The organism is Vibrio sp. 1S139, from assembly GCF_041439475.1.
In the GTDB taxonomy this organism is placed as follows: domain Bacteria; phylum Pseudomonadota; class Gammaproteobacteria; order Enterobacterales; family Vibrionaceae; genus Vibrio; species Vibrio crassostreae_C.
On sequence record NZ_JBGOOD010000037.1, the window covers coordinates 36420 to 49519 of the forward strand.

12 protein-coding genes and 2 pseudogenes are annotated in these 13100 nt (G+C 43.3%); 5 read left to right on the forward strand and 9 right to left on the reverse strand.

Going from position 1 to position 13100, the window contains the following annotated elements; all coding sequences use genetic code 11:
• Positions 1-90 precede the first annotated feature (90 nt).
• The gene (locus ACED46_RS13640) at positions 91-441 is read left to right on the forward strand and encodes a hypothetical protein (protein ID WP_017057980.1); all 351 of its coding nucleotides are present in this window, start codon (positions 91-93) and stop codon (positions 439-441) included.
• A 285-nt stretch (positions 442-726) separates the two neighbouring features.
• On the forward strand, positions 727-861 hold the full coding sequence (locus ACED46_RS13645; RefSeq protein ID WP_371721695.1) for a hypothetical protein: 135 nt from the start codon (positions 727-729) through the stop codon (positions 859-861).
• 153 nt (positions 862-1014) lie between these two features.
• On the opposite strand, the gene ACED46_RS13650 is transcribed toward ACED46_RS13645, so the two are convergent.
• The 3 genes from ACED46_RS13650 to ACED46_RS13660 form a co-directional block, all read right to left on the reverse strand.
• On the reverse strand, positions 1015-1632 hold the full coding sequence (locus tag ACED46_RS13650) for a glutaredoxin domain-containing protein (RefSeq protein ID WP_017062739.1): 618 nt from the start codon (positions 1630-1632) through the stop codon (positions 1015-1017).
• Between the two features lie 68 nt (positions 1633-1700).
• Positions 1701-2591, reverse strand: a complete 891-nt coding sequence (locus ACED46_RS13655; RefSeq protein WP_371721696.1) for a DMT family transporter — start codon at positions 2589-2591, stop codon at positions 1701-1703.
• Positions 2592-2745: 154 nt separating this feature from the next.
• A complete protein-coding gene (locus tag ACED46_RS13660; protein WP_017064330.1) occupies positions 2746-3720 on the reverse strand; it encodes a porin in 975 nt (324 codons plus the stop codon).
• Between the two features lie 376 nt (positions 3721-4096).
• Between ACED46_RS13660 and ACED46_RS13665 the strand changes: the two genes are divergently transcribed.
• From ACED46_RS13665 to ACED46_RS13675, 3 genes are all read left to right on the forward strand, one after another.
• Complete coding sequence (locus tag ACED46_RS13665; RefSeq protein WP_371721697.1) at positions 4097-5113, forward strand: succinylglutamate desuccinylase/aspartoacylase family protein; 1017 nt, start codon at positions 4097-4099, stop codon at positions 5111-5113.
• A gap of 159 nt (positions 5114-5272) precedes the next feature.
• Complete coding sequence (locus ACED46_RS13670) at positions 5273-6466, forward strand: ISL3 family transposase (RefSeq protein WP_371721698.1); 1194 nt, start codon at positions 5273-5275, stop codon at positions 6464-6466.
• A gap of 663 nt (positions 6467-7129) precedes the next feature.
• The gene (locus ACED46_RS13675) at positions 7130-8305 is read left to right on the forward strand and encodes a threonine/serine exporter family protein (protein ID WP_371721699.1); all 1176 of its coding nucleotides are present in this window, start codon (positions 7130-7132) and stop codon (positions 8303-8305) included.
• A 312-nt stretch (positions 8306-8617) separates the two neighbouring features.
• Here the strand turns inward: ACED46_RS13675 and ACED46_RS13680 are convergent, their stop codons facing one another.
• The 6 genes and pseudogenes from ACED46_RS13680 to ACED46_RS13705 form a co-directional block, all read right to left on the reverse strand.
• Complete coding sequence (locus ACED46_RS13680) at positions 8618-9601, reverse strand: GTP-binding protein (RefSeq protein WP_108202790.1); 984 nt, start codon at positions 9599-9601, stop codon at positions 8618-8620.
• Positions 9602-9693: 92 nt separating this feature from the next.
• Entirely contained in the window at positions 9694-11370 is a 1677-nt protein-coding gene (locus ACED46_RS13685) for an amidohydrolase family protein (RefSeq protein WP_017062008.1), read from the reverse strand.
• A 109-nt stretch (positions 11371-11479) separates the two neighbouring features.
• Complete coding sequence (locus tag ACED46_RS13690; protein WP_017064692.1) at positions 11480-12115, reverse strand: hypothetical protein; 636 nt, start codon at positions 12113-12115, stop codon at positions 11480-11482.
• Positions 12075-12197 (reverse strand): annotated as a pseudogene (locus ACED46_RS13695) (carboxylesterase family protein); the annotation flags it as partial. The pseudogene ACED46_RS13695 and the gene ACED46_RS13690, both read right to left, overlap by 41 nt.
• A gap of 44 nt (positions 12198-12241) precedes the next feature.
• Positions 12242-12526 (reverse strand): hypothetical protein, encoded by a 285-nt coding sequence (locus ACED46_RS13700; protein WP_371721700.1) that lies wholly within the window; start codon positions 12524-12526, stop codon positions 12242-12244.
• A 377-nt stretch (positions 12527-12903) separates the two neighbouring features.
• A pseudogene (locus ACED46_RS13705) lies at positions 12904-13100 on the reverse strand (transposase domain-containing protein); the annotation flags it as partial.

The window sequence follows — 13100 nt, forward strand, 5'->3', positions numbered from 1 at the left end:
CACTATCGTTTAACGCACCATCGTTAATACGTTGTATTTGTGCTGATGGTTTTCTACAATGCTTCGGTCCATTGAATAGGTAAGAACAAAATGCAGCAAAATGAATTTGAAGTACTGGTAAAAGCTATCTGCGCACTAGATGGCCTGCCTCAAGCGCTTGAGCTATTGAAATCCAATGAGGATACAGAAGTCGCTGAGGCTGCTGCATCACTGACTGGTCAATTTGCACTTGCTGAAGTGGAAGGCGAAAAGCGTATTTACCACGTGACGCTTCAAGAAAATGAACAAGGCGAAGAGCAAGAGTACATCGAACATGTCATGAATGAAGGCGATGACTTAATCAAATTTGCAGCTTGGTTCTTTGAAACGATGTTTGAATTGAAGCAAAAAGACACATACCAAATTGCCGGTAAAACTTACAGACAGCCAAAGCGCAGCTAGGTTTCTCAGTAAAGCATTTTAGAAAGCAGCTCTATTGAGCTGCTTTTTTTATCAGTGTCTAAATCAATGTCTTGGGTTGTTATTAGGAATGGAGCATTAAGCTCAAACCAGAATTTAGGTTAACTCATTGATATACAAAAACAATGCTGATTAGCACAGAGACAAAATTAGGCTAATTGCAAATGAATGCTTAATATTGCATTAAAGTGTGATTTAGATCTTGTTTTTGGGCGTTTTAAGTGTGGAATCCGCGCTAAAGAAAGTTGATTATGTGCGGAGATAAGCATGAATTACGAACTAGACCACGCATACCTTGGTCAAATGGCAGCAAAAAACATGATGCACGAAGCATTGTACGGCACTTCAAAGCCAAAGAAACCATCGTTCTTTAAGCGAATGATGAAGAAAATGGCTAAATAAGCATTTTCAAAAACGGAATTTTAAAAGGCCTTAAACTCGATGAAGTTTAAGGCCTTTTTCGTTTTAGCGATTGGTGAAAGTTATCGCTTTGTTTTGTTGTGGATGGACACAAAAAATACCAATTAAGCTTCTGACTAATGGCTTTTAATGAACTCAGCCAGCAGATTGATTGGATAAGTCGACCACATTATTAGGGATGCTATCTAAGCCATTCTCTTTCATCCACGCTTCTAAGTTATCGGCACCACCGATGTACTTACCATCAAGCCAGATCTGCGGGACGGTGACCGGTGTTTTCTCACCAATGTGTGCTTTTACCTCTGGAATCATACGGTACAAAGCGGCGCTGTCTTTTACGACATCGTGGTATTGGTATTCAACACCCGCTTCATCCAGCATTTTCTTCGCTTTAACACAGAATGGGCAGGTCGCCTTACCATAAACGATGTTGCCTTTTAGGCTGTCTCGTTTGGTCCACTCTTTGATCACCGATTGGATTAACACACCGCGATTCAGCGCTTCACCTTGGCTGACCACTTTGCCTTCAACAACAAGGATTGGAGCATGCCAAGAGCCTAGTTTTAGCGGCTCCCACCAGTGAGACAACCAATCTTTCACTTCCAGTTCGACATCGACATCGGCCAACTCATTCTCAAAAGTATCCTTCAGAATGTCTTTGGTAAGGGTACATTCTCCACATGGGATGTTAACTTTAAATGGACCCCAGCTGCCTGCCCAACGGTATAGTGTAATCTTGACTGGTTTCTTCATGGTTACGGCCTCGTTTGAATTCTCTTATCTATATAGAACGGACTGTTGAACTATTTATTTCACCAACCTTAAACTTTCTTCACTTTTGAAGGTTTTTTAGTTTCCCAGTGCGTTATAAATGCAACTGACGCAATAATAATAGCAGCCCCTAGCCATAAACGACCCGGTGGAACCCAACTAAACACAATCCAACCTGCTAAAACGTTTAGCGGTAATTTGGCGTGGTCAAAAGGTTGCACAAACGAAGCATCAGCGACTGAGTAGGCTTTTACAATCGCCCATTGAGCGAGTGCCGTCATAACGCCGATAACAATCAAGATAGCCCAAATTGTGCCGCCGCTTGGCGTCTGCCAATCTGGCGCGGCAAGCAGGATGTTAAATGGTGTGATTAATAGCAGCAGGTAAACCACCATGGTTGAAGGGCTGTCTTGTGAAGAGAGCTTTTTCACCATCAGTGAGTAGCATGCCCAGAAGAAAGCGGCACCGACTGGTAATAACGTTGCCCAGTTAAAATCTTCAGCCCACGGCTCTAGAATCACCATCGCACCTACGAAACCGGCTAAGGTCGCGCTCCAGCGAGCAGCTCCAACTTTCTCCTTGAGGAAAAGCCCTGAACCTATGGTTGCAAATAGTGGCGACGTCATGAGAAGGGCAATGCCTTGCCAAATTGGTACTGGGTAAGCCAGTGCCCATATCCAAAGTTGAATACCAATAACAGACAAGAAGACACGAAATACGTGCAATTTGAGGTTGTCGGTTTTTAGCGCGCGACGAATGCCCAGCGTTGTCAGATAAGGAAGAATAGCGAACAACGCGATAGCGTATTGAATGACGGCGACGGTGGTAGAAGTAAGTCCGAAATGAATGCTAGCAATTTGAGTTAGGCTGTTAATAACGGCAAAGGCTAGGCCTGCGGTTAGCATCCAGCTAGCGCCTTGGATCGGATGGTGTTGTGACATGATGCTTCTAATTATTTGATGTGGTACACCTATGATACGGATTTAGCACCACTTAACCAGAAAAAGCATTGATGAAGTCAGTCAGAATATTTGAATATGAAAAAAGGTTGAGCTATTGCCCAACCTTTTAGTCTGTATCTAAAGTCGATTTAGATTAGAAGTCGTAACGGATGCCCGCTTGTAGTTGGTCATCTTTATTGTCTCGCTGTTCAAACTTGTAACCAGCATATGTGCGAATGTGGCCGTTAAACTTGTACACCGCTTCAATAGCAAAGTTATTTGCTTCTTCGTCAGCCGCTTTATCGAACTCGCCGTAGTTGTATACGCCAATTAGTGATAGCTGTTTAGTTGCTTTGAAGATAGCTGAAAGCTCGTAGCCTGTGTAATCTTTATCTGCAACTGAAGCCATTGTGTATAGACCACCAACCGTAAACGCATCCATAGAAAATTGAGCTACAAGGTTGATTTGATCGTCATCGAAGTTACCATTCTTTTGAGAAACATAACCCGCACCAAGGTCAAAAGCGCCTAGGTTATACATAGCAGCAAGGCCAAAACTATCTGCATCTTTTTCATTTGCAGCGATGTAGTTAGCTTGTACCGTCAACGCGTCAAACTCGCCAGAGTAAAGGAAGTTATTCTCACGCTTATCTTTGTTGCCATCAACGGCATCAGCAGCATCTGCACCAAATGTTGCCATTGTATCTGTAATGTCAGTCAGCATTACCTGTGAAGAATCTTGCTTACCGTATGAGAACTCACCGAATTTGGTTCCTAAACCTGCGTAGTAGTAGCGATTGGTAAGAGATTCATTTTCAATTTTTACAGTATTGCCACTTCCGTCTTCGAACTCTGTTGTTGATGCGCTAGTGAACTCTGCTTCATACTTACCGAATCCATATAAACCATCAGAAAGTTCAGATTTACCTGAAATATTCACACGAGCTCGTGACTTGTCTTTGAAAGAACTGTCAGATGCGCTTTCGTTGTTGTCAGATACGTTGAAACGAGCCTCCGCACGACCGCCAATTTTAAGTTCTGTACCATCAGAGCTGTAAACTGTTGCTGCTAGAGAAGAACCTGAAACTAGTGCCGCTACCACTGCAGAAGCTAGAACTGCCTTTTTCATAATCACTTACCTTGTATTTTAAAATCCGTGAGCAATGTGCTCTCCGTTTCGATATGAAGCTAATTTAGAGCAGCTAAATTAAGCTTTCATTTCTATAAAATTACATTTTCGTGAATAGGAAACTTTTTAAGTGTTGATTTTATTGCACTTTCATTTCAATAGACTGAGTGGTTTGTGAATGGTTATATAACTTATCGGTTCTTAAGTGCAGACTTTCACAAGCTTTTATTTAGGGGAAGTGATGATGATATGCGTGAGTATTATGGGAAAGTCAGAGCTTGTTCATCTTATTAACTGTTTGTACTGATTAAGATATCCTCTATGATGCAAAAACTTAGAAGAGAATAGATTTTGCTCAACAAGATGGAGACGTTGGATGAAAACAGAGTACTTAGGCGATGTTTTACAAGGTAGGCAGGTTATTGGCTCCTTGAATGTTGAAGACCTACCCGTTGGAGAGCACCAGTTTTGGTTTCAAGTAACCAGTGATGGGCTAGGGCAACCCAAGAACATGCCGGTTTCTGTTTTCAAAGGCAGTCAAGCAGGTCCTAAGTTGATGATCACCGCTGGTATCCACGGTGATGAGCTCAACGGTGTGTTGGCTGCTCAGCAAATTATCAGAGACTTAGTCGGTAAAACTCTCAAAGGCACGGTCACGATAGTGCCTACTGTGAACTTGTCGGGTTTGCTTAACCACAGCCGCGATTTTATCTCTTCGGATCCGGGCTCTTGCCCTGCCAACCTTAATCGACTCTTTCCGGGTGATGCGAATGGCTTAGCGGCAGAGCGCTTTGTTGCGTCTTTGTGGGAGCGTTTGCTTAAGCATAATGCCACCTTCGCCGTTGACCTCCACACTCAAACTCGTGGCGCAGTTTATCCACTTTATGTGTTTGCTGATTACCGCATAGAACAATGTTTGGAGATGGCGAGGCTGATGCAGCCCGATTGTGTTCTGAATGACCCTGGTGACCCAGGTATTTTGGAAACGGTTTGGAATCGAAGTGGAATTCCGAGCATCACGGTGGAAGTTGGGATGGGGAAATTTACTCAGCCTGACATGATTCAACGAGCGGTAGACGGTGTTTTTAACATGCTGTCTTATTATGAAATGTTCGAGGTTGAAATAAATCATCCCGAGAAAATGCAGCTGCCGAGTATGGATTGGATAGAGGGTAATGATGTGGTTTCTATCCGCGCTGATATTGGTGGTTTCGTATTGCCGCAGGTTGAGCTTCTGCAGAGCGTAGAACAAGATGATTTATTGGCTATTCAATATGACGCTTTTGGTAATGAGTGTCGCCGTTATCACGCGCCGTCTGCTGGACGTGTCCTTAGCTACAACGTGGATGCGTTAAGGGAGCCGGGTGCGCTTGTTTGTCGCTTGCTAAGTTAGGCTTAGTCGGTTGGACGTTTCTGTGCTAATACACTGTGTTGCTATCTAAAACACGTAAAAAAAAGGTTCATCGCGGATTAGCGGGAACTAAAAACAAAAACGGTAGTAAGTGATATGGTTTAGTCGCCAAACAAAAATCATACACAAACTACCGTTTTCATGCCGAATCATACTTTCCTATCTTCATTCTGGGAAGGCTTTCAAATAGTAAAGTCTCACCAGACAGCATCACTTATTACCCTGACTCTTAAACCTAACTCTGAGGCTAAGTGCCTTTGTGGTCTCGAGGCCGAGGCTATTCATGAGTATCAATGGCGTCATGTAAAAGAGGCCATGTTGCTCGGTGTTCCTGTTGAACTTTCCGTTCAAACACGAAGAATCAAGTGTCGTGACTGCGGCATAAAAACAGAGTCTCTATCTTGGCTAGAGCCTTATGCTCGCATCACGAAGCGCTTAAAAAGTTATATAGAACAACTGCTGCCTCTTCTTCCCATTAAGCATATCTCCCAGTTAACAAGCGTACATTGGCACACCATTAAAGAGATAGATAAACGCCGACTTCGCCAAGTGGTACCGTCAGTGAAATGGGAGGGGCTAAGGCAACTCGTCATGGATGAGTTCGCTATCTTTAAAGGACATCGGTATGCCACGGTCATCGCTGACGCTAAGACTCACCAAGTTATTTGGATAGGGTTAGGCCGTAGCCGCAAGGACATACGACCGTTCTTCGAGCTGTTAGGCAAGCATGGCAATAATATCGAAGCGGTCACGATGGACATGAATACGGCTTTTGACCTTGAAGTTCAAGCGCATTGCCCGAACGCAAAAATCGTTTACGACTTATTCCATGTTGTCGCTAAGTTCGGTCGTGAGGTCATGGATAGAGTCAGAGTCGACCAAGCCAACAAACTCAAGCAAGATAAAAAAGCGAGGCAATGGGTCAAGCGCTCACGCTGGGTGTTGTTGAAAAATAGAGGCAACTTAAATCCACGGCAAGACAGCTATCTTACAGAAATATTGAATATCAATAAGGACTTAATGACCACTTATATACTCGGGGCACAACTCAAAGAGCTTTGGTATTGTGAATCAGAAGCACATGCTAAAGGGCTCTGGGAGGCTTGGTGGGCACAAGTACAAGAGAGTGGAATTAAGCCATTGAAAGAGTTCGCACGAAAACTGAGTCCTTATCTTCACGGTATTATCGCATCGGCAAGTTATCCGCTAAACACCTGCACCCTAGAAGGGATAAACAACAAGATAAAGCTAATCAAGCGAATCGGGTATGGGTATCGAGATACCGACTACTTCTTCTTGAAGATAAAAGCGGCTTTCCCCGGAAAGCCGCGATGAACCTCTTTTTTAGCCCAACTTTCTGCTCTTAAACCTTATCGACTGTATCCGCCCCATGAACCCACGGGACGATATTGTTAATACGTGAGCGCCGCAATCACACTGTTAGCGCTAAGGAACCTTTGAAACCGTCATCAAAGCTCACTCATAATAAGCTATTATTTACAGTAGATTTCGGTTAATTTTCCAAAGGCCATTATGAAAAACAAACTGAGTTTAGCAATTCAAGCATACTGCAACTGGATTGATTCAAACATTATTGAAATTGCTTATGTCGGTTCCATTCTAGTTGTGATTCTAACGCTCATCATCAATCTTATTTAGGCTTCCATTTCCTAAATATTAGTTTCCTTTACTCATTACCGAGCTTTTCTAAAAGCCTCAGAGTTAAATCAATCACCTCATGGATTTGGAGTTTTACGCCTTCAAATAGCTGCGTGAGCGGATCTATTTTTGAGGTTGCAGCTTCAACAATGACTGATTTACCTCAACGATAAACTGATAACCTCTCATTCAATGAATCCTATCTTTTTAACCATTGCCTTGTTCGTTTGTAGGGGCCCGTCCTCTATACACGACTATTGGTTACGCTTGAATGAGGATACTATTGAATTAGAATGCCCCTCAAACATATATCGCCTTGTTGATTGAGAAACAAACAGAATGAAACAAACAAATCATATCGAACAATGCCAGCAAGAAATTTTGAGCTTTTCTGACCGATTACATCAATCTGGTTGTGCGCCTTACTCGGTAGCTCAATACACTCAAGCTTATGCAAAACGCCAGAACATTGAAGTCTCTATTGATGTGACCCCGACAAAAGTCATCACTATTTTTGAGCAACCCACGCAAAAAGTCGTGATGGAAAACAAAAAACCACCCTCGGTTAACTTACGTGATTTAGTCGCAACGCTTAAAGGGTTTTCGACTCATTCCCATTACGAAGGTTCAGAAACCTACTCGAATCGTACCTTGTGCTTTGCCAATTTATTGCTTCCGCCATGTTATTTAATGTTAGTTGGCAGTACTTATCTGGCGGTCGGTTTATCCATTATTCTGGGCGCTATAGCCTGGCTAGCACAAATTTTCCTGACTGGACCAAGAAGCATTCTTGTCGAGTTCTTTGTCGCCTTAGTAGCCAGTTTTTTAACCGGTATGATAGCGGCACAGGTTCCCGGCTTACCAACATTGGCACTGTGCATTTCTTCCATTGTCCTTTTTATTCCTGGGTTAACCGTCACCAACGGCTTAGCCAGTCTTGCTCTCAATGACTTTCGGTCAGGTATCGAACTGCTTGCACAAAGCGCACTCATAGTAATGAAAATATTCATCGGCATTGTTATGGGGTTAGGCTTAGCCAACATAATCAATCAACCATTATCGGTACCGGTATTTATTGATGAAATCCCATTCGTTCTTCATGTCACCGCACTGATCGGGATTTCTGTCGCTATTGGCCTTATTTTCAACGCAAGTATGACAGAAATTCTCTTAGGCCTTCCTGTCGCGGCAATTGGCATGTGGGGGCCACATTGGTTTACTTCCGATTGGGTTGTAGGTACATGGGTAAGCACAATACTCATTACGCTTTACGGGTTGGGGATGGGAAAATTGCGTCACGTTCCACCACTCATATACATTATTCAAGGGATCATCATTCTTGTCCCCGGTAGTCGAATCATTGTCGGAGCAAGTGAGTCCTTCTTTGCGACCTCCATTTTACCCATTCCGAATATTGGTCTGTCCGCCTTGCTGATGTTTGGCGCGATTATGGCGGGACAAATCATGGTTTATTCTATATTTAGTCGTCATTTTGATTCCATCATTGAGGAATAACCATCGATCTAACAATAGCTGATCAACACGCCCCAATAACCCACGATTGAGTCTTTATCTGCTTTTTGACGTTAACCGATTCTGAGAAGGTACTGATGAACAGAGTCTCGAAAATCGATAAGACTATTTTGTTTCAGATGGCGAGGGGAATGAGCAATATGGATTTGGAAAAACCGAATAGAATCGAAAGTAGCCAATAATTCAATAAGATAAGGATGCTTAGGATGAGTCAATGCAAACTAGGCAGAGGTAAGCTAGGTGTAGGCAAGCGCTAGGTTGATAGGCTTGCCATCTACTCCATTTCCGTTCTAACTACGCCACCAGTGCGTTCAGTTTTTTACGCATACTCTCTTTATCAAGGCCACCTTTAGGTCCAATGAAGACTAACCGTGACGAACGAGATTCATCATCTTCCCATGCATCTCCAACCGTCACATTGGCTCGCTGGCCCGTGCACTGAAATACACAGCGATGATCAGGACGATCGGTTAAATTTAAAATACCTTTCATGCGATAAGCATCAATTGAAAACTGTTGCAATAGAGGATACAAACTTTGTAGATTAAGCGGTTGATCAGTTTCAAAGCTGAATGTTTCGAAATCATGGTTCACGTGATGACAGTGCTCATCATGACAATCATGGTGCTGGCATTCCCTTTGATCACCCGCTATTTTGTTAGTGACAAAGCGCGTACTTTCAGGGGCATCAAATAAGATAGGTAAATCCACTTCGCCGAATGAAATATCAATCAATTTAGCAAACGGAGCTTGTACTCGGCACCATGCTTTGACTTGCTCTAGTTTATCAGCATCGACTAGGTCAACTTTATTAACCAGAACAATGTCAGCCACTTGAATTTGCTGCTTCGACAACGTCTCCATTGGGCCTTCTAGCCCTAAAATGTTTTCCGCATCGATCGTCGTCACGATTGCATTTAAAGGTGCGTGTGCTTGCAGTTCCGGATCTTCAAATTGAAGTGCCACTTCTTTGGGTTCTGCGATACCTGAAGTTTCAACAATAATATGGTCTGGGCGTTCCTCTAATGCGAGTAAACGCATTACCGAAACGACTAGTCCTTCTGCAAGGTTACAACAGATACAGCCATTCTCTAGGCTGATCATATTTTCACTTTCAGATTTAACTAACTCCGCATCAACATTGATTGATCCAAAATCATTGACGATCACAGCCATGCGCATTCCATTTGCATTGGTTAATATATGGTTTAGTAGGGTCGTTTTCCCTGCTCCTAAAAATCCGGCTAAAATTGTTACTGGAATAGGCTTCTTGCTCATAGCATGCTCTCTTTCGATTTTCGTTGTCTATATTTACTCGGTAAGCAATAAAAAAGGTTGAGCTAATGCCCAACCTTTTAAGTCAGGATAACTTAGCCAGTAACTTTGTTGCGAACCGCTTCACCTGGGTTTGAATCTAACAACATTTCACCAGCTTCAATGATAGGTGTCCCGTTTACAAGTACGTATTTCATGCCTGTAGAAAGGGCATTTGGTTTATCAAATGTTGCAACGGCTTTTACTTCATCAAGTTTGAAAATAGCTAAATCAGCATCTTTACCTACTTGAATACGACCTTTATTTGCCATTTGTGGCACAGCATCCTCAAGAATACGACATGCGTTTAAGCTAGTTCTTTCCATCGCTTCTACTAGTGTTACCGCTTTGTATTCCTCGACATATTTTTCAATAAAACGAGAGAAACAAGCAAGTGAGCGAGGGTGAGCTATTGCGTTGCTTGGAAGTGGCCATACATCACCTTCAATTAATACGCCTTTATCATCCATCCAAGGCATTGCATCTGAAGCGATAGCTGCACCTGGGAACAATACTGAACGGTCCATTTTAGCGCGATCTTCTTTGTTCTCATCGGGTTTTAAGAAGTGCATGACAACCACGGTACCGGGCGCTGATGCTTGTAGTTCAGTGACTTTTTCTTGGTTTAGTGCTTTACCATTCGCTTCCATGTAGCTAGCGCTTGGTACACCCCAACGTTGTAACCAATCGTCACCACGGAAAACTTCTGCGCCAATAACGGAAGAGCCAGCACCATAAGGATAAGCTTCAGTAGTAACGGCTAAACCTTGATCAATGGCGGATTGAACTAAATCGGCACAATCTTCGATATCTTGTACTGACGTGCTGTTGAGGTGACAAATGTGCATGTGTGCACCCGTTGTCGCCGACAGGCTAATGAGTTCTTGGTATGCTTCAAAGCTTGATTGTGGCTCTGCGCTGTTTAGGTAACGAACGTGAGTGTAGGTTGGTACTTCATAGCGTTTTGCTAGTTTAGCAAGATCATAGTACTCTTTGTGGCCATAACCTGGTGCGTAACCCGCGTTAATACCAATGCCTAAGCCCCCCTCTTTAAGACCTTGCTCAACCGAGCCCAGAATTTGTTTTAATTCATCTGGGGTTGCTAGGGTATTTTGCCAATTGTTTTTAGAAAAAGCTTTCTGGAACCAAACAATCGTACCATCAGGAGCAGGCATCGTAGGTTCTTTTGCTTGAATACGAGCGTAAGTCCATGCTACAGAAGCGCCGTAATTAATCGGGCGACCTTCAGCAGCAGTAATATCGTAGTACGTTCCGATTGGGAATAGACCAGATTCCATCTCAAGAGCGGTGGTTACGCCATCGAATGCTTGAGCACGGGCAGCAGGAAGTTGTTGTCCGTGAGCGTGCATATCGATAAAGCCAGGTGCAACCACGAGACCTTCAGCATCGATGATTGTTTTGCCTTGCAGCTTTTTGTCTGAGATTGCAGCAATACGCTTACCTTTAATACCGACGTGACGAATTGCGTCGAGTCCAGTTTCAGGATCAACAACACGGCCATTTTCGATAACGATATCAAATGGCCCTTTCTCGTTAGGCATCAGTTTGATGTTTTGGCCAACCAGTTTTTCAGGGGCTGCATGTAAAACAGAGGCAAAAGGCAGTGCCGCAGCCCCAACCGCTAACTTAGTCAAAGTCGAACGTTTATCTGTATCGACACCATCAAGTAATACTTGCGTAGCGTCCAATTCATTTGGGTCGTAATTTTTCATATTGATACCTGTTATGTTTGTTGTAAAAAAATACTAGTTCATGATTGCTATGAAAACTATGCTGCATGTAGAAAAATCAATCGATTGACTAACACCCACCTTTCCATCATTAGAATCCACTGCCAACCGTTATATAAAACGCGCTGTCAACGTCACTAAAAGCGAGGTCTACCCCCATGTGTAACCCATATCGGCAAGCTATCTGATAGCGAAATCCAGCACCATACGCATCGACACTTTCATCGTCTGACAGACTGCCCTCTACTGTCGCTTTACCCAGGCCATAAAACGCAGAAACGGTCCAACGATTATCAATCGCATTATCGTATTCCGCGACAACACCCAGCCCAGAGGTCACCGAGCTTTCGCCCATAAAATATTGAATAACGCCATTGATAGCGTTATTCACATCTTCATTACTGGTCTCAAACTCTACCGAGCTCTGGCCAATAATCTGTTTCACACCCAGCATCAATGGTGTGTTTGCCACTCGAAACTGGAGCTGCTGAAGCGCAGCGACTCCCGAGTTTTTTGTGCCGAATTGAATCGTTTTGTTGTACGACGCACCTATACTGAACTCTTTGAAAATATCGAGGTTCGCCTTTCCAGCGCCAACGCCACCCGTATATCGAATGGTATCTTTTAGCCACGACGGTATCACCGTTAATGTCGGTATCAGAACCTGCGCCATATTCAAAGTCCCCACCATGAATAAAGACATACACGGGTAATGACTCTGAACCATTGATCTCCGAAGGACGCCAAATATTAAGATTAAAGCAATCTTCAGATTGCTCTTGCTGGGTTATTTTAAGCTGTGGGCACACGGCGCCAAATTGTGTCGCATCTATAGCGCTATCAGCATTGTCTTCTAATTGACGGAGTGACTGTGCTGAAAACGTTGTTGATCGGCGTAAGTGATTCCTTTAAACACTTCAATGGATACGCGTTGCTCGTCACCTGCTAAGGTATTGATCACAACAGACTCTCTATTTGCGAAAAGAGTCGCGTCCCCGATGGATACTGAAACCTGCTCTGTTGGTAATGTCTGAAGCGGTTCTGGCTTAATAGGACGTGAGCTGGTTTCATCACTACCCCACGCAGAAAGAGCAACAGTGATAGCGATAACCATGAGTGAGCGATGCGTTAAATTCATGGTTGTACCCATAAATGTGTTCGGCCATCTGACCTGATATTGGTATAATCAAACCTGAGAATCCCTATGCTCAGCCATGCTCATTTCTGGAGTATTTGAAGTATTTTTTCTTTAAGGTGCGATATTAATTCACTCTTTAAATTTGAATAAATCGCTTATGCAGGACGTGACCCTACATATATTCACTACCGTGAGTGGATGTCGCTTTTTATTTATCACAAAGACTTCTTGTTGTACCTTATTTGGCTGACTATCTAGGGTTGATAAAATTTCAACGGATTCTTGAAACAGCTCTATAGGGGGTTGCTGTGACTCTCCTTCTGAAGCTTCAAACTCATCAAAGAACCCAAATATGTTATTAGAGTCTGATGGCATAGTTAGCACCAAACGTAAGTTTCGAGGCCAAAGCCAATATTGTTGAGGTCTGTTTTGACTTGACCCGAAGAGGTCCAAGGTAGAAGTGCGTCGATATCAGGCTCTGCTTTCGCCAGCTCTTTCATGCACTTGACCATGTAGTCTTAGAGGATAAGACCGTTGGCTTTCGCGGTCTCGATGATGCTGTAAAGCATCGCGC